At 47.0% G+C, this 16,991-nt stretch carries 15 protein-coding genes; 9 read left to right on the forward strand and 6 right to left on the reverse strand.

Going from position 1 to position 16,991, the window contains the following annotated elements; translation table 11 throughout:
* Positions 1-386: 386 nt before the first annotated feature.
* Positions 387-1,205, reverse strand: a complete 819-nt coding sequence (locus BN1044_RS14355; protein WP_072309279.1) for an MBL fold metallo-hydrolase — start codon at positions 1,203-1,205, stop codon at positions 387-389.
* Between the two features lie 38 nt (positions 1,206-1,243).
* Complete coding sequence (locus BN1044_RS14360) at positions 1,244-2,137, reverse strand: leucine-rich repeat domain-containing protein (protein WP_072309280.1); 894 nt, start codon at positions 2,135-2,137, stop codon at positions 1,244-1,246.
* A 224-nt stretch (positions 2,138-2,361) separates the two neighbouring features.
* On the opposite strand from BN1044_RS14360, the gene BN1044_RS14365 reads away from it, so the two are divergent.
* The 4 genes from BN1044_RS14365 (at position 2,362) to BN1044_RS14380 (ending at position 7,302) form a co-directional block, all read left to right on the forward strand.
* Positions 2,362-3,000 (forward strand): homoserine/threonine efflux transporter, encoded by a 639-nt coding sequence (locus tag BN1044_RS14365; RefSeq protein ID WP_072309281.1) that lies wholly within the window; start codon positions 2,362-2,364, stop codon positions 2,998-3,000.
* A gap of 435 nt (positions 3,001-3,435) precedes the next feature.
* Positions 3,436-4,173 (forward strand): gluconate 2-dehydrogenase subunit 3 family protein, encoded by a 738-nt coding sequence (locus BN1044_RS14370; protein WP_072309333.1) that lies wholly within the window; start codon positions 3,436-3,438, stop codon positions 4,171-4,173.
* A 3-nt stretch (positions 4,174-4,176) separates the two neighbouring features.
* Positions 4,177-5,961, forward strand: a complete 1,785-nt coding sequence (locus BN1044_RS14375) for a GMC family oxidoreductase (protein ID WP_025800878.1) — start codon at positions 4,177-4,179, stop codon at positions 5,959-5,961.
* Between the two features lie 12 nt (positions 5,962-5,973).
* The gene (locus BN1044_RS14380) at positions 5,974-7,302 is read left to right on the forward strand and encodes a c-type cytochrome (protein ID WP_072309282.1); all 1,329 of its coding nucleotides are present in this window, start codon (positions 5,974-5,976) and stop codon (positions 7,300-7,302) included.
* Positions 7,303-7,344: 42 nt separating this feature from the next.
* On the opposite strand, the gene BN1044_RS14385 is transcribed toward BN1044_RS14380, so the two are convergent.
* The 4 genes from BN1044_RS14385 to BN1044_RS14400 form a co-directional block, all read right to left on the reverse strand.
* On the reverse strand, positions 7,345-7,644 hold the full coding sequence (locus BN1044_RS14385; RefSeq protein ID WP_072309283.1) for a type II toxin-antitoxin system RelE/ParE family toxin: 300 nt from the start codon (positions 7,642-7,644) through the stop codon (positions 7,345-7,347).
* On the reverse strand, positions 7,641-7,907 hold the full coding sequence (locus BN1044_RS14390) for a type II toxin-antitoxin system Phd/YefM family antitoxin (protein WP_072309284.1): 267 nt from the start codon (positions 7,905-7,907) through the stop codon (positions 7,641-7,643). Before BN1044_RS14390 ends, BN1044_RS14385 begins: the two co-directional genes overlap by 4 nt.
* A 260-nt stretch (positions 7,908-8,167) precedes the next feature.
* On the reverse strand, positions 8,168-9,619 hold the full coding sequence (locus tag BN1044_RS14395; RefSeq protein WP_072309285.1) for an FGGY-family carbohydrate kinase: 1,452 nt from the start codon (positions 9,617-9,619) through the stop codon (positions 8,168-8,170).
* A 70-nt stretch (positions 9,620-9,689) separates the two neighbouring features.
* Positions 9,690-10,943 carry an MFS transporter gene (locus BN1044_RS14400; RefSeq protein ID WP_072309286.1) on the reverse strand — a complete coding sequence of 418 codons (1,254 nt, stop codon included), beginning with the start codon at positions 10,941-10,943 and terminating at the stop codon, positions 9,690-9,692.
* A gap of 416 nt (positions 10,944-11,359) precedes the next feature.
* On the opposite strand from BN1044_RS14400, the gene BN1044_RS14410 reads away from it, so the two are divergent.
* From BN1044_RS14410 to BN1044_RS14430, 5 genes are all read left to right on the forward strand, one after another.
* The gene (locus BN1044_RS14410) at positions 11,360-12,145 is read left to right on the forward strand and encodes an SDR family oxidoreductase (protein WP_072309288.1); all 786 of its coding nucleotides are present in this window, start codon (positions 11,360-11,362) and stop codon (positions 12,143-12,145) included.
* A gap of 120 nt (positions 12,146-12,265) precedes the next feature.
* Positions 12,266-13,720 (forward strand): FAD-binding oxidoreductase, encoded by a 1,455-nt coding sequence (locus tag BN1044_RS14415; RefSeq protein WP_072309289.1) that lies wholly within the window; start codon positions 12,266-12,268, stop codon positions 13,718-13,720.
* A 109-nt stretch (positions 13,721-13,829) separates the two neighbouring features.
* A complete protein-coding gene (locus BN1044_RS14420; RefSeq protein ID WP_072309290.1) occupies positions 13,830-15,194 on the forward strand; it encodes an MFS transporter in 1,365 nt (454 codons plus the stop codon).
* 12 nt (positions 15,195-15,206) lie between these two features.
* A complete protein-coding gene (locus tag BN1044_RS14425) occupies positions 15,207-16,004 on the forward strand; it encodes an electron transfer flavoprotein subunit beta/FixA family protein (RefSeq protein ID WP_072309291.1) in 798 nt (265 codons plus the stop codon).
* Positions 16,001-16,960 (forward strand): electron transfer flavoprotein subunit alpha/FixB family protein, encoded by a 960-nt coding sequence (locus BN1044_RS14430; RefSeq protein WP_072309292.1) that lies wholly within the window; start codon positions 16,001-16,003, stop codon positions 16,958-16,960. The genes BN1044_RS14425 and BN1044_RS14430 overlap by 4 nt, the downstream gene beginning before the upstream one ends.
* The last annotated feature ends 31 nt before the right edge of the window (positions 16,961-16,991 follow it).

Here is a 16,991-nt window from a genome sequence, read left to right on the forward strand (position 1 = left end):
GTCATACTTCAAGCTGCTTACGCGTTGGCTACTCCCGCTCACCCCAGTCACTTACTTGAGTAAGCTCCTGAGGATTCACGGGCTTGCCGCCTTCAAGCAACTTGAATTATTTTGGGTACAACCCTTAATTTCAGCTAGCCGAAAACGACGTAATTAAACGACCGATAACGAGCTGGCTGATGAAGAGTTTAAGCAGCGGGTGGCTGCTGATTAGGCTCCGAACAACGCTTCATCTTTCGATTGCGCGGAGCTGCGTCTGGTGACGGATTTTTTGAAATAGCTGCAAACCATGAAATACACTCGATACCAAGAGATAAATTCTCTTTAGATTAGGTGCGGATTATATCTGTGGGATATGAATTGGGCAAATCGTGATCTTTTGATAGCTACTCTAGATTAAGAATATCGCCGGTATTAAACGGCTGAGCATTTAACCATAAGCGACCCCAACTTCCGGTACAGTGGCAACCGTAAATAAGATTGATATTTTGCTGTTGGAAATAGCGTCGGGTGCGGAGCATCTCTGGCAGACCTGCGCTACGCAAATGCAGACCGCCGATAACGGCGCTGACTTTATCTATTCCAGTGATCTGTTTGGCGTAGTCAATAATATCGCAGATGCCTGAATGCGAGCAGCCAACAATGACCACTAAGCCTTGGTTCCCACGCCAGATCAAACAGCTATCGTCTCTGACGTAGTCAGTTTCATAGCCCATATTATTTTCAATTAAGCCGAAGCGTTTATTGGGATTGCTGCGGGGGATTTCTCCGGCAAAAATAAAGCGCTTACCGATGTTCACCGGTTGGCGTGAAAGCTGAAAAGGGAAATGGGTTTGTAACTGAGCTTTGTTATTTTCAGGGGATATTTTTTTAATTTTAATGGCGCGCGAGCCAATAAATCCCCCCGCGTAGCGTGTGAGAAACACATCGGGGTGACAAATGACCTCAGGCTTGTGCGGCGTGTAAGGAATCAGATAGGGAAGTCCACCAAAGTGATCGTAATGCCCGTGTGAAAGCACCACGCAAGAGATGGTGCTTAAATCTATTCCTAAGCGTTGAGCATTATGACAAAAGCGCTGATCCTGCCCCGTATCAAATAAAATCCGCTGTTCGCCATCATCCAGCCATAAACTTAATCCTACACCGCTGTTTAAATCAGCGTGACGGGTATCATTTTCTAGCAGAACCGTAATCTTAAGCGACATTTGTTATTTGTCCGAACAGTTGATAATGACTAGCCAAACTAGATATGAATCAGACAGCCATTTTCTTCAAGCTGAGCTAGCTGTGCCGGATATTGGCTAAATGAATTCCAACGCAGATCGAGCCGTTTAAGATTCTTGAGGGTGTAGATACTGTCTGGCAATGAAGTGAGGTTATTTGCCCGCAAATCCAGCGTTTGTAACCCAGTCAGTGCGGCGATGCTTTCTGGTAATTCAGACAGATTATTGAATCTAAAATTAAGATCCTGCAGGTGGCTTAATTGCGTTAAGGCATCGGGTATCGATTTAATGCGATTACCCGATATATCTAGCACGCGCAGCAGAGTTAGCTGATTGATTTCGGCCGGGAACTGGCTGAGATGATTATTCATTAAATGCAGCTCTTTGAGGTTTTTAAGCTCACCAATCTTTTCAGCAAACGACGATATCTTATTATTGTATAAGCGCAGCTCTTCTAAGCCGCGCATGGCAAAAACGGTTTCAGGGATGTTTGTAAGATGGTTATCCGTAATATTCAGATAACGCAGCTTATGTAACGCTGACAACGTTGATGGAATATCGCTGAGCTGGTTATTGCTCAAATAGAGATAGACCAATTCAGTTAGCTGACCAAGCGTGTTGGGTAATTCGGATAATTTATTATGCCCAAGATCGAGCATTTCCAGCGCGCGAAGCTGCCCAATAGAATCGGGAATATGTGCGATCTGATTACAGGAAATATTGAGCACCTGTAGCTTGGTTAAGCTATCAATCTGCTCGGGATAGTCGCTAAGTTGGTTGTTATAAGCGCTAAACCCAGTCAGCCCTTCATCCAGTTTAATGTTATCAAGATGCTCCAACTGTTGATTATCAAGATTTAGAAACGGTGCATTATGCTGTTCTGTTGATGTTATTGAGCGTTGGTGTAATAGCATAGGGATGAATCCAGTGAGTGAGGCTGACAGCGAGGAGATCACTTTAGCCAGTTTGCCTAGAGATGGGAAGAAAAGGGGAGCAAAACTGAGGGCTCACAAGGATAAAATAAATCCTATGGCGTGTTGTTTATAAACAGTGAGTTGGCGCACGTTGTTACGCTAAATAGCTTCTCATAATGCCCCTAACCATCATGTTACTAACGTTGACGAACTCGGGAAGAATAATGGAACCATTACATGCGGTTTGGGTGACCGTTGGGCTGTTTGTGCTCACCTTTTTTAATCCGGGGGCGAACCTCTTTGTGGTGGTTCAAACTAGCTTATCTTCCGGGCGCCGCGCCGGTGTGCATACGGGATTAGGCGTGGCGCTAGGCGATGCGATTTATTCCGGTCTTGGCCTATTCGGTATGGTGGCCTTGATGACCCAGTTTGAAAGCCTGTTCTCAATCATCAAAATCGCAGGCGGTCTCTATTTGCTTTGGTACGCCTACGGCGTAGTGAAAAATCAAAATGATATACAAATTGGCGCGTTGCATACGCTGGTGCCCGGTGAAGGTGCGGTTTTTTTCCGTCGTGGACTGATTACCGATCTCTCTAATCCGCAAACCGTACTGTTTTTTATCAGTATTTTTTCGGTGACGCTGAGTGCTGATACGCCGACTTGGGCCAAATTATTGACATGGTTTGGCATTGTGATGAGTTCAGTTATTTGGCGCATTTTCCTGAGTCAGGCTTTTTCCCTATCAGTAGTACGCCGTGGTTATTCGCGTATTCAACGCGTAATCAGTAAGGTGATCGGTGCCGTGGTAGGAGCATTTGCGTTACGGCTCATTTACGAAGGTAGCCGCGAGCTCAGCCGCTGACCCACATCGTAGGGATAAGCCGCAGCACTAATCGATATTTCAACTATGCTGTTATGGGGTGAAAAACAGATGTGTTGCGGTCTTATAAGTATGATTAATTCAATCTGGGCCTGAGAGCGTTGCTTGTTCATATCGGTAGCATTTTAGCCAACAAGGACGATCGTTTTTTTGAGTTGTATGCAAAATTGTTAGATTTATGGTGGATTATTTAACCAAATAATCAACATTTTGTGCGATCCGTCACACTTACTCAGTCACAATAGTCTATCGCTCGTTTTCCTCCCTAATCAGTAAGTTACCCGTAACAATTCGGTTTATTCACGCCAAATCTGTCATTTCCAAACGTAGCGTAACGTAAGCAAATATTTCATAACAACACATTCAGCAAGGAAATGGTGTTAAATAACTGATAACATTTTGTAGATGGGCAATGTCATGGCAAAAGAAAAATCTGGAAGCTCAAGAAGAGATTTCCTTCTAAAAACAATAACATTAGTACCCGCAGTGGCTATCGGTGGAACAGGTATTGGTTCACTGGCTGCTCCAATAGTTGCTCATGCAACTGAACCTAAAGCGCCAGAAAAGCATACGGCGCGTGATTACAACCCTACCTTTTTTACTCCTGAAGAATATGCGTTTGTGCAAGCGGCCGCTGCACGCTTGATCCCGAATGACGATCGTGGTCCTGGCGCGTTAGAAGCGGGCGTACCCGAGTTCATCGATCGCCAAATGAATACCCCGTATGCCACAGGTTCACAGTGGTATATGCAAGGGCCATTTAATCCTGATGCAGAACATGATTTTGGCTATCAGCTGCCGTTAACGCCGCAGCAGATTTATCGTTTAGGCGTGGCCGAAGCCAATGACTACGCAAAAAAGCAGGCAGGCAAAATCTTTGCTGAATTACCGCAGGACAAGCAGGACGATCTGTTAAGCCAAATGGAAGGCGGGAAAGCGGAGTTTACTCAGGTACCGGCCAAGGTCTTCTTCTCTTTCTTACTGCAAAACACCCGTGAAGGTTTCTTTAGCGATCCCATCCATGGTGGCAACCAAGGCATGGTGGGCTGGACGCTAATCAATTTCCCAGGCGCACGTGCAGATTTTATGGACTGGGTAGAGCGCGGTGAACGTTATCCGTTCCCTCCGGTGTCTATTCGCGGAGAAAGAGGATAAATCATGGCGAATACAATGAAGAAAGTTGATGCGGTTGTGGTGGGATTCGGTTGGGCGGGTTCCATTATGGCGAAAGAACTCACCGAAGCCGGTTTAAATGTGGTGGTGCTAGAGCGTGGTCCGCATCGCGATACCTATCCTGATGGTGCCTATCCGCAGGTGATTGATGAATTAACCTATAACACCCGACGTAAGCTGTTTCAGGACTTATCCAAAAGCACCGTGACTATCCGCCATAACGTCTCTCAAACCGCGCTGCCTTATCGTCAGCTAGCGGCATTTTTACCGGGAACCGGTACCGGTGGCGCAGGCTTGCACTGGTCTGGGGTGCATTTCCGTATCGACCCGATGGAGTTGCGCATGCGCAGCCATTATGAAGAACGCTATGGCAAAAATTTTATTCCTGAAGGGATGACGATTCAGGATTTCGGCGTGACCTATGAAGAGCTTGAGCCGTATTTTGATAAGGCTGAGAAAGTCTTTGGTACTTCAGGGACTCCGTGGAGCGTGAAGGGGAAAGTGATTGGTCAGGGCAAAGGGGGAAATCCGTTTGCGCCAGATCGTTCTGACAATTTCCCGTTACCGGCTCAGAAACGCACCTTCTCTGCACAGATGTTTGCTCAAGCAGCGGAGTCTGTGGGCTATCATCCTTATGATTTACCTTCGGCAAACACCTCAGGCCCGTACACTAATACCTATGGTGCTCAGATGGGGCCATGTAACTTCTGCGGATTCTGCAGTGGTTACGCCTGCTATATGTATTCTAAAGCCTCGCCAAACGTTAACGTGTGGCCAGCTTTACGCCAAGAGCCTAAATTCGAGCTGCGTACCAACTCACATGTACTGCGCGTTAATCTGACCGATGATAAAAAGCGCGCCACCGGTGTGACCTATGTGGATGCGCAGGGGCGTCAGGTTGAGCAACCTGCTGATTTAGTTATTTTGGCCGCATTCCAATTCCATAACGTGCATCTGATGCTGTTGTCTGGCATTGGCCAGCCTTACAACCCGATAACGAATGAAGGGGTGGTCGGGCGTAACTTTGCTTACCAGAACATTTCGACGATTAAGGCCTTCTTCAATAAAGATATCTTCACTAATACCTTCATTGGTGCCGGTGGTGCTGGTGTGGGCGTGGATGACTTTAACGCTGATAACTTTGATCACGCCAAATATGGCTTCGTCGGTGGATCGCCGTTCTGGGTGAACCAAGCGGGGACTAAACCAATTTCTGGTTTACCAACGCGCCCAGGAACTCCAGCGTGGGGAAGCAAGTGGAAGGCCGAAGTGGCTGATGTTTATCCGCATCATGTCTCTATGGATGCGCACGGTGCGCACCAGTCTTATCGTGCCAACTATCTGGACTTAGACCCTAATTATAAAGATGTTTATGGTCAGCCATTGCTGCGCATGACGTTCGACTGGCAGGAAAATGACATCAAAATGTCGCAGTTTATGCATGGGCGTATGCATAAAATCGCCGAGGCGATGAACCCAACGGTGATTAGCGGTTCGCCTAAAAGTGAAGGGACGCATTTCGATACCACCGTCTACCAAACCACGCATATGAACGGCGGGGCGATTATGGGCGACGATCCGAAAACCAGCGCCATCAATCGCTATCTACAAAGCTGGGATGTGCCAAACGTGTTTGTACCGGGAGCATCAGCATTCCCGCAGGGCTTGGGCTACAATCCGACTGGAACCTTGGCGGCTCTGACTTACTGGTCTGCTCGTGCAATTCGCGAACAGTATTTGAAAAATCCAGGACCGTTGGTGCAGGCTTAAGGAAACCAGAACATGAAAAAAATACTCTCAGTGCTGGTATTTGGCGCGTTTAGCATGAGCGCACTGGCTCAGGAAACGAGCGGCGTAGATTTGATCAAGCGCGGCGAATATCTGGCCCGTGCCGGAGACTGCGTGGCCTGTCATACCAGTAAAGGTGGAACCCCATTCGCGGGTGGATTACCGATGGCAACGCCAATCGGCACTATTTACAGTACCAATATCACGCCTGATAAGAAGCACGGCATTGGCGAATACTCTTTTGAGGATTTTGATCAAGCGGTGCGACACGGCGTGGCTAAGAACGGCAGTACGCTATATCCCGCGATGCCATATCCTTCCTATGCCGTTGTAACCGAACCGGATATGCGCGCGCTTTATGCCTATTTCATGCAGGGCGTAAAACCGGTCGATCAGGCAAATAAAGACAGTGATATTCCTTGGCCGTTGTCGATGCGTTGGCCGTTGTCTATCTGGCGCGGGATGTTTGCGCCGGACGTGCAGGATTTCAAACCCACACAGGGTGAAGACCCGGTGCTGGCACGTGGCCGCTATCTGGTGGAAGGTTTAGGGCACTGCGGTGCTTGCCATACACCGCGCAGTATTACCATGCAGGAAAAAGCGCTGAATAATGCGCAAGGTGATGTTTACCTTTCCGGCAGCGCGCCAATTGATGGCTGGATTGCTTCAAATCTGCGCGGTGATAACAAAGACGGTTTAGGTAGTTGGAGTGAAAAAGATCTGACTGAGTTCCTGCGAACGGGGCGAAACGATCGTACTGCCGTGTTTGGTGGCATGACCGATGTGGTTGAGCATAGTTTGCAGTACTTAACGCCAGAGGATGCCACGGCAATTGCGCGGTATCTGAAGTCACTGCCGGCAAAAGATAAAGATCAGCAGGCCTTTAAAGAAGATAAAACCGTCGCTAATGCGCTGTGGAAGGGCGATGACAGCAAGAAAGGCGCAGCGGTATACGTTGATAACTGTGCGGCTTGTCACCGAACTGACGGTAGTGGTTACACGCGTTTCTTCCCTGAACTGCGTGGTAATCCGGTGGTGATGACCGATGATGCTACTTCGCTTATCCATGTAGTATTAACCGGGAATACGCTACCGGGCGTGAAAGGGGCTCCATCCTCGATCACCATGCCTGCATTTGGCTGGCGCTTGAACGATCAGCAGGTAGCTGATGTAGTTAACTTTATTCGCACTAGCTGGGGGAACAAAGCCCCAGAAATTACGGCGAAAGACGTTGCCAAAGTGCGCGAGAATAAGGACATTATTCCCGATCCGAAATTGTTAGGCAGTCCTGAAATTGAAAAATTACAGGCCACACAGCAATAGCACAAATCTGCATGCCGTTCGTTTAAGCGAGCGGCATGTTCTCTAAAGCCGAATGAGATGTTCTTGTGGAGCCTGCCGTTGATGCAAGACGGCGGCAATCACTAAACGTTCATCGCTGATGATGTAATAAATCACATGGCTCTTGTAGGGGAAATAGAATGACTCTCCGGCCATGTTGTTACAACGGATGCCCATCCGTGGCGTTCTAGCCAGAAGCTGTAGCTGCTTCCTGAGCCCGGAGAGATAATTATCCGCCTGCTCGATACCCCAATGTTCAACGCTGAAGGCTCGGATCGTGAGCAGATGCTGCTTTGCCGCCAGCGATAAATAATAAGCCATCATTTCTTATCGTGTTTACCTGCAAGAAGATCCTGCATAAAAACTTCGCCATCAATGGTTTGCCCGTTAACGATATCGCTTTGTGCCTGTTCAAAACAGTGCTGCAGATGGGCTGCTTTAATCTCTTCCACGGCCAGATAGTTTTCATAAGACATGACTACGGCTACGGTTTTGCCGTTTTTGCTGATTTGAATCGGTTCTGCCTGAACGCTCATTAATAACTCTCCAAACTGGGTTTTTGCTTGGTTGGCGGTATAGGTTTTCATGGCTTCGCTTCGGTGGTGAGAATGTATGCAAAAAATAACACGAATCGAACGATTTGCGCGATACGCTTTGGCTTAAAATTGTTTTGCATAAACCAATATAAAAATGCCCACGGGCGTTGCCGTGGGCAGTATCAATAAAATCGATAGGGACTGCTGAGGTTTTTAGCTGTCTGATGCAGAATTTGCGAGCGATTTCATCCCTATGGCTGTATTTACCCGGGTTTGCAAATCGCAAACTGTATAGTCGTTCGCATTATTTTTTACGCATCAACTAAAGGGCTTAGACGCTGGAATAGGGGATCAAGATATTGGTTCGCCTGACGGTAAACCTGCTGATTTAACGCGTTATACAGGTTATGGTTTTTTGGGTTAGGCATAAATGTATCGCCCATTCGCACCATTTTCTGTGTCGCTTGTTCATAGTTATCAAAAGCGCCCACGGCCATGCCTGCGTTAATGGCGCACCCAATGGCGGCCGATCCTTTCATGATGTTTCGGCTAGTGGGAATACCAAATATATCGGCGAATATCTGCATGAAGACATCGCTGTTAGCACCGCCGCCAGAGATGATTAGGCTTTTGAACGGGGTCTTTAGCTCGGTCGCCATCTTATCCATATGATTTTTCATGGTGAATGCGATGCCTTCCAGCACGGAGCGATACATGTGGCCACGGGTGTGGCGGCCATCAAAGCCAATCATTGCCCCTTTTCGGAATTCAGCCTCTGATGGGGGAGCCCAGTCATGAATGGTGAGTAACCCTTCACATCCCGCCGGTATTTTTTCAGCTTCACGATTGAGCAATTCCTCAATACTTTCACCTTGGTCACATGCTTCTGCTAAAGCCGCTGCGCCAAACTGATCGCGAAACCAGCTGATAGTCCACATTCCGCGGCGAACACCCATGCATTCATAGAGATAATGATTTGGAATTGACGCTTGGAATGGCCAGAAATTTTTAGCCTCTTTGACATTTTCGTGCCCGTGAACCATCGCGCCAATGTAAGTGCCCAACGAAATCAGAGCAACGCCCTCGTCGAGAGAGCCTGCGCCCAAGGCTTCAACGGCTTTATCATGAGCGGTAGCAATAACCGGAATACCGGCGGGAATGCCAAGTTTTTTTGCCACGCTATCGGTAATTTGGCCCAGAATTTCTCCCGGACGCACAACATCAAACACCTGCTCGCGAGTGAGATTACAGCTCTGCCAGGTAGTGGGATCGGTGCTCCAATCCAACGTATCGTTGTCCATTGGCCACCAGCCAATGTAATTTGCGCAGGTATCTTTAAACTCCCCCGTCAGCCGATGGGTAATATAACCGGAAGTTGTCGTGACATAGCGAACGCCTTGGTAGGCGTCTATATATTCATAAGGTTTATTTAAACGCTTATCCATCCAGTTAATCACGGGGTAAGCCAGTTCTCCATTGGCTTTGAGCAGCACACGGCAACAGCGAATGATACACACGCCCATAGCCAGAATATCGTCTGCACGGCGCCCTTGCTGATGGAATTTTTGCATTGCAGCGCGGAAGGCAATTTGTAGGGCATCCCACAGATCGTCATCAGGATGTTCGGCCAAGAGCGGCGCGGGAATATCCATTTTCCGTAATGCTTGTTTCCCTTCACAAATAACTTGCCCATCCACGTCAAAAATAACCACTTTTGCACTTTGGGTACCCACATCCACACCCATAAGATATTGATTTTTCATCTGTAAGGCCTCGCTCTAGAACTTAGGATTAATGATTGGTTTGTGATTCGGCGGATGACTGAACCGTATCTCAGTTACGATGCGTTGCTCGTCGCATGTTTTGAGCCAGCAGGTAGGTAAACACGATAACCAGGCCGGTTGCGGCAAGCCCCATTAGCCACATATTTCGATAGGCCTGCGCCGCAGGCAACGTGTCTTGCCAATGACCGATAATGGGATAGACAAAGACATCAGGGAGAAAGCCAATCACCGAGCAAATACCAACGGTGGTTCCCATTATGTAGGCGGGGGTTCGTGCCTCGCCAATGCAGGCAAAATAGAGTCCACGAGAGGCGTAACACACAAAGGCAAGCAACAGGATTAAACCTATCCCGATCGCAACAGAGCGTGGATTTTGGTTAGTAATGAGCAGCGCAACTAATGTGATAACGCTGATGACGGCTAAAAACTGTATGACGCGGGTGGGGGATTTGAAACGACTATAGGTCGTGATTAAACCGCCCAAAGGCCCACACATGGCACGGAAGATCTTGTTGATCACGATCCCCATGTAGCTGGCCGCAACGAGATCCATGGCATACATTTCGGTGAGATAATTAGTCGAGTAGCTGAGAATGGCGTAGATGGTATACACGCCAAAAATAATCATGCTGCAATACCAAGTGGTACTAATTTTGAGTACAGAGAGGATATCGCTGAGGTGGAATGCTGGAGAGGTTGTTTCGCCGCGTTGGCTGAAGCCGTCTTTAACAAAAAACCAGCAAAGAATACCTAGCAGAATGTAGACACCGCTATAAATCAAAATAACAGCTTTTAAGCTATTGGGATCGTTGGGAGAGAATAGTGAGAACACCCACATGGTGAATACGGCGAGGGCCATAACGCCAACGCCGCGTAAGCCTTCCATCCAGCCCATGATTTTTCCCTGTTCATCATGTGAGCCCAACAACGAAGCGGCTTTAATTGAAACAGACCAGAGCAAAAGGATCGTGGTAATAGCAAATGCAACCTGAATGAAGATCATGACCCAAAAAGGCGGATAAATCATCATCAGCAGACCAAGGAGTCCGGTGGCAATCATAGAAAATGACATCATTTTCTTATGTGAAAACTTATCGGCAATAACGCCGCTTGGGGCATAAAGAATAATAGCCGTAATACCAAAAGTACTCATAATGAGCCCAATTTCGGTATTTGAAAAACCCATGAACTTTGCCATGGGGATTTGATAAATATAGCGTAGGTAGGCAAGGTCAAAACTCACGCCACCACTAATGCTTATTATTGCAAGTGTTACCCAACGACGGAAATTATCTTTATCCATAATAGTTTCTCAGTAAGCACATGGCAAAAAAAAAAGAGAAAAGTAAACTCCCCGCAAGGGAAGTTACTTTTCTCTTAGTCTCCAGTAACGACTGAGATTAATAGCATGCTGGTTGAATTAATTTCGTGAGAATTGTCACAATTCTAATTTTGGTTAATAAACAATAGCTAAATATAAAGTCCTTTAAATAAGATAGTTAATAGTTTTATGCAGAAAAATAAAGTCATGTTTTTTATAAGGGGATTTTTAATCTGTCTTAGTTATATTTATGTGATTGTGGTCACGGAAGTTGCCAAGGTAATCATGATACTAATCTTATCAGTTACTCGAGATAAAGAGAAAAGTAACTTCCTGCTAAGCGGGGAGTTTGCTTTTCTCTTTTTTTTTGCTCTTTTATTATGAACAAAGGATATATCATGTCATTAAGCGCATTAAATGAATTTAATCTCGACTTTTTCTCGTTAAAAGGAAAAAACGCGATCGTCACCGGTGGGAATAGCGGGCTAGGGCAGGCTTTTGCGGTGGCTTTAGCCAAAGCAGGCGCAAATCTATTTATTCCCAGCTTCATTATGGATAAGGGTGAAACCCGCGAACTTATTGAACAGCAAGGTGTACAGGTTGAGTTTTTACAGATTGATATCACCGAAAAAGGTGCGCCGGCCAAGGTTATTGCTCAGTGCGTAGAGCGGTTTGGCTCTGTGGATATTTTAGTTAACAATGCCGGCATCTGTAAGCTTAATAAAGTGCTCGATTTTGGCCGTAAAGATTGGGACCCGATGATTGATATCAATCTTACTGCGGCATTTGAACTTAGCTATGAAGCAGCAAAATTTATGATCCCACAGAAAAGTGGGAAAATAATTAATATATGCTCGTTATTCTCTTATTTGGGTGGGCAATGGTCACCGGCTTATTCTGCAACAAAACACGCGCTGGCTGGATTTACCAAGGCCTACTGTGATGAGTTGGGGCAATATAATATTCAGGTTAATGGTATTGCACCTGGATACTATGCAACCGAAATTACGACAGAGACACGTAAAAACCCAGAAACTAATCAACGTGTATTAGACCATATTCCCGCCAATCGTTGGGGTGAGACTCAGGATTTAATGGGGGCAATGGTTTATTTAGCGAGTAGAGCGTCAAATTATGTTAACGGTCACTTGTTGGTTGTCGATGGGGGTTATTTAGTGAGATAGGTAAATATAAAATAAATCTTCAATCATAAAGGGTGGTTCCTTTTTTATTTTATGTTGTTTTAGCACGGGTTTATTTGCTGAAAGCTAAATTTTAATTATCAAAAATGATAAGGATTGACTATGCCGTTAACACGAGAAGAAATTGTTGAAAATTTGAAAGAAATTGTTGGCCCAGCTCGCGTGATTACCGACAAAGCTGTATTACAGAAAAATAGTATCGATCGCTTCAGAAAATATGCCGATATTCATGGCGTATTTACGTTACCGCTGCCAGCTGCAGTCGTGATGTTAGAAAATACCCAGCAGGTTTCAGATGTTCTAGCATTTTTAAATAAACACAAAGTTAATTGTGTGCCGCGTACTGGCGCATCAGCGACCGAAGGTGGTCTGGAAACCGTGGTTGAAAACTCGGTGGTGTTAGATGGCTCGGGATTAAATAAAGTTATCAAGATTGATATTGAAAACATGCAGGCAACGGCACAGTGTGGTGTCCCATTAGAAGTGCTAGAAAACCAACTGCGTAGCAAAGGTTATACCACTGGTCATTCGCCACAGTCTAAGCCTCTTGCGCAGATGGGGGGATTGGTGGCAACGCGCAGCATTGGCCAATTTTCAACGCTGTATGGCGCCATTGAAGATATGGTCGTGGGGTTAGAAGCTGTTTTCCCGAATGGCACTATCACCCGAATTAAAAACGTACCGCGCAGAGCCGCTGGGCCTGATATTCGCCACGTGATTATCGGTAACGAAGGCGCGTTGTGCTATATCACTGAAGTTACAGTTAAAATCTTTAAATATCAGCCAGAGAATAATCTGTTCTATGGCTATATCCTCGATAATATGCAGACCGGGTTTAAGGTTTTGCGTGATGTCATGGTGGAAGGATATCGTCCTTCGATTGCTCGCCTTTATGATGCGGAAGATGGCACTCAGCACTTTACCCATTTTGCCGATGGAAAATGTGTGCTGATTTTCATGGCGGAAGGAAGCCAAAAAATGGCACAGGCGATTGGCTCTGGCATTGAAGAAATCGTTGCTCACTATCCTGAATGTCGCCGTGTTGATAGCAAACTGATCGAAACATGGTTTAACCATCTGAACTGGGGGCCAGATAAAGTGGCCGCTGAGCGTGTTCAGATAATGAAAACTAACAATATGGGCTTCACTACGGAAGTATCGGGAGACTGGGGAAGCATTAATAAAATATATGAAAATGTTATTCACCGTATTCGCAATGAATTTCCACACGCCGACGATATCACCATGCTGGGAGGTCATTCGTCGCATAGCTATATCAACGGTACCAATATGTATTTCGTCTATGACTATAACGTTGTGGACTGCAAGCCAGAGGAAGAAATCAACAAGTACCATAACCCGCTGAATAAAATCATAGTGGAAGAAACGATTAAGCAGGGCGGCTCAATGGTGCATCACCACGGCATTGGTAAACACCGCGTGCACTGGACAAAAGACGAGCATGGTTCGGCTTATTATATCCTCAAAGCGTTAAAAGACGTGTATGACCCCAACGGCATCATGAATATGGGAACCATTTATCCGATTGAAAAATAGAAACTATTTTTTAGCGGTAGGGTTTCTGTTTAAAAGCACGATGAAGCATACTCAGGTCTATTGATCTGAGTATGCGCATTGAGACAAGTGACTGCGCATGAGGATCAGAATGTTACAACAACGCCCTCAGCAGGTACGGATGGATGATATTCCGTTAAGCCGTTTTCATTTTCGTATTGCGGGTTTAACGTTTGGCGCGCATCTAACGGATGGTTATGTGCTTGGCGTGATTGGTTTCGCGCTAGTGCAGATTAAGCCACAAATGGGGCTTTCTCCCGCTTGGGAAGGGCTGATTGGCAGTTCTGCATTATTCGGCCTATTTATTGGCAGCCTGACATTAGGCTGGCTATCCGACCATATTGGCCGACAAAAGATTTTCACCCTGAGTTTTGTGCTTATCACGCTGGCCTCTTTTTTACAGTTTTTTGTCACCTCTCCCGAACAGCTCTTTTGGCTACGGGTTTTGGTTGGCATTGGGCTCGGTGGAGACTATGCGGTTGGTCACACCATGCTGGCTGAATTTGCCCCCCGCAAGTACCGAGGCGTACTGCTCGGTGCTTTCAGCGTGATTTGGACGATTGGCTACGTGCTCGCCAGCCTGATGGGGCATTGGTTTACAGATTCAGGGCCGGATACATGGCGTTGGCTGCTCGGGTCGGCCTCGATACCGGCGTTATGCATTATGTTACTGCGATGGGGAACGCCAGAATCGCCGCGTTGGCTGATGCGGAAGGGGCGAATTGAGGAAGCGCATCAGGTAGTTCGTTTATATCTGGGGCGAAATGTGATCCTTAATGATGAAATACCGGTTGAAACCTCCCACCACATTCGCACTTTATTTTCAGCACGTTATTGGCGTAGAACGGCATTTAATAGCCTGTTTTTTGTCTGTTTGGTTATCCCGTATTTTGCTATTTACACCTATCTGCCCTCCATGCTGATCCTGCTAAACATCGATGCTGGTTTTGCGACAGATATGCTGCTGCATGGGCTGCTGATCGTCGGCGCATTATTGGGTTTGGTCTTAACCCAATATTGCTCACGGCGACGGTTTTTAATTGGCTCATTTATCGTGCTGGTTTTTTGCCTCGTGGTCCTTGCATTCACGCCATATCAGCAAGTTAGCGTGATGTTAGGGCTGTTTGGCATGTTCACATTGACTATCTCGGCGGTGAGCAATTTGGTTGGGGTATTTCCGGCAGAAAGTTTTCCCACAGACATTCGCTCGCTCGGGGTGGGGTTTGTTACTTCGATGAGTCGGTTGGGGTCGGCAATGGGGACGGGATTGCTGCCGCTGTCGGTGTTAGAGCTGGGGATACGCACAACCACGTTAATTCTGGCTTTAGTGCTTCTACTGGGCGCGTGGGTTTCCCTGCTATGGGCGCCAGAAACCAAGGGGGCGACCTTGGTTGGCGCATCTCAGGTAAGGAAAAAAGATCCCCATACGGTACTGACGCCTTCTGAACCTCTGTAAGGAGCAATCTTCGTGAAAGCATTACTTACGTTTAAGCCTCTTCCCGATCTCAGCATGTTATCCGAGCATGACTGGATCCCTAATGAGCAGCGACAGCTAAATATCGACCACGTGCGTTCAACGCTGAGCTGTTTTGATGAAACCGCCGCTGAACTTTTATTAAGAGCTCAGGCGGCAGATAAAAGCCTGAAGCTAGAAGCCTTAGCCTTTAATGACAGCATGGTTGAATATCACCTTAAGTTGCTGTTGGCACTTGGTTTTGAGCGGGCATCACGGCTGATGGCTCCCGCCGGCGAGCTCTCCTTTAATCCATTGGCTAATGCGACAATATTGGCGAACTATCTGCAGCACGAACACTATTCTTTGGTCGTGCTTGGGATGCAGTTTGGTGATGCTGACGATGGGCAAACGGCGGCGATGCTGGCTGAAATACTGGGATGGCCACATTTGAATCAGGTAAGTGATTTCACATTATTGCCAACGGCTAATTCGATTCGAGTTAGTCGAACGATGGAGACGGAAGTTCAGCACTTCACGATAACATTGCCAGCCGTTTTGGCCGTGGGTAACTCAACTCAGGCAGCAGCGCTTCGAATACCTACGCTAAAGCAAAAGTTGGCGGCCAGCAGAGCAAATATCGCAGCAGTAGCACCTGAGTTTTGCCCGGTAGAACAGGTTAGTTCACCGATTTTAGAAAGCCTAACCTCTATTGGCAAACAGAGAAAAACGCAGTGGCTTGAAGGAAAAACGCCGCAAGAGAAAGCGCTCAAACTCTATGATTTGTATCTACGAGAGAGAATAAATGTATGAAAATTGCGTTAATTTTTGATACCAATTCGCCTGCATTTTTGCGCCATGCCAGTGAGATGTGGCGGTTTTTACAAGATAGCCAAATCGAGAATGCTACTTTCACTTTTTGGCTGTTTTATCATCAAAATAAGCCGAGTGAGCTTCCGTTGCTCGGTTTATCACCCTCTGAAATTATAGGGTTTTCGGTGCCTGAGCCGATACAGGTTGAAGCCTGCTTATCTAGGCTCGAAGCAGCCTACGCCGAGTATCAGCCTGACGCCATACTGTGCAGTAGTGGGCAGTGGGGAAACGAGCTGGCTGCTCGACTAGGGATGCGGCTACATGGAAGTGCAATAGCTTCTGCGCGATCCGTTTTGCTCTCTTCATCAAGCTGCACGGCCTATAAAGCCGTTTATGAACAACATCTGCTGGCTCAGTTTTCGCTGCCTATACCGCCGTACTGTATATCTGTAGCGCAGAGTGGCGGAGGGACGATCGACGTTGCATCCGCTGCTCGGGTTACACAAATAGACATTCTGGAGCCAGCGCCTCAGTGTGAATGGCTACTTTCGGCGGAGGTTGAACGTAATGAGAATATTTTCCCGCTCAATGAGGCACGCAGTGTCTTGGCGGTGGGGTACGGCGTGGGCAGTGGTGCAGGCTTCCAGAAAATGCAAGATATCGCGCAACAGCTGGGGGCAAAACTTGGCGCAAGTCGCCCTGTTGTGATGAATGCGTGGAGCGATATGTCGAGCTTGGTGGGCATCTCTGGCGCGATTGTTGCGCCTGATATTTGCATTGCGGCAGGCGTGTCTGGAGCAGCGGCGTTTTCTGCAGGTATATGCCACAGCCAATTTATTGTGGCAATAAACAACGATCCTCAGGCGGCTATTTTTGCTCACGCTGATGTCGCCATCGTTGATGATATGTATCCGGTGCTGGAAGCATTAGTGGTTTGCGTGCAACAGAACACTTAGCCACAGAACACTTAGCCACAGGACCGCTGAA

The sequence above is a fragment of the Hafnia alvei genome (genome assembly GCF_900095695.1).
GTDB classification, from domain to species: domain Bacteria; phylum Pseudomonadota; class Gammaproteobacteria; order Enterobacterales; family Enterobacteriaceae; genus Hafnia; species Hafnia alvei_B.

Coding starts and splice junctions, on each gene's coding strand:
- BN1044_RS14355 (WP_072309279.1), bottom strand. CDS start 1,205: ATGTCGCTTAAGATTACGGTTCTGCTAGAAAATGATACCCGTCACGCT.
- BN1044_RS14360 (WP_072309280.1), bottom strand. CDS start 2,137: ATGCTATTACACCAACGCTCAATAACATCAACAGAACAGCATAATGCA.
- BN1044_RS14365 (WP_072309281.1), top strand. CDS start 2,362: ATGGAACCATTACATGCGGTTTGGGTGACCGTTGGGCTGTTTGTGCTC.
- BN1044_RS14370 (WP_072309333.1), top strand. CDS start 3,436: ATGGCAAAAGAAAAATCTGGAAGCTCAAGAAGAGATTTCCTTCTAAAA.
- BN1044_RS14375 (WP_025800878.1), top strand. CDS start 4,177: ATGGCGAATACAATGAAGAAAGTTGATGCGGTTGTGGTGGGATTCGGT.
- BN1044_RS14380 (WP_072309282.1), top strand. CDS start 5,974: ATGAAAAAAATACTCTCAGTGCTGGTATTTGGCGCGTTTAGCATGAGC.
- BN1044_RS14385 (WP_072309283.1), bottom strand. CDS start 7,644: ATGATGGCTTATTATTTATCGCTGGCGGCAAAGCAGCATCTGCTCACG.
- BN1044_RS14390 (WP_072309284.1), bottom strand. CDS start 7,907: ATGAAAACCTATACCGCCAACCAAGCAAAAACCCAGTTTGGAGAGTTA.
- BN1044_RS14395 (WP_072309285.1), bottom strand. CDS start 9,619: ATGAAAAATCAATATCTTATGGGTGTGGATGTGGGTACCCAAAGTGCA.
- BN1044_RS14400 (WP_072309286.1), bottom strand. CDS start 10,943: ATGGATAAAGATAATTTCCGTCGTTGGGTAACACTTGCAATAATAAGC.
- BN1044_RS14410 (WP_072309288.1), top strand. CDS start 11,360: ATGTCATTAAGCGCATTAAATGAATTTAATCTCGACTTTTTCTCGTTA.
- BN1044_RS14415 (WP_072309289.1), top strand. CDS start 12,266: ATGCCGTTAACACGAGAAGAAATTGTTGAAAATTTGAAAGAAATTGTT.
- BN1044_RS14420 (WP_072309290.1), top strand. CDS start 13,830: ATGTTACAACAACGCCCTCAGCAGGTACGGATGGATGATATTCCGTTA.
- BN1044_RS14430 (WP_072309292.1), top strand. CDS start 16,001: ATGAAAATTGCGTTAATTTTTGATACCAATTCGCCTGCATTTTTGCGC.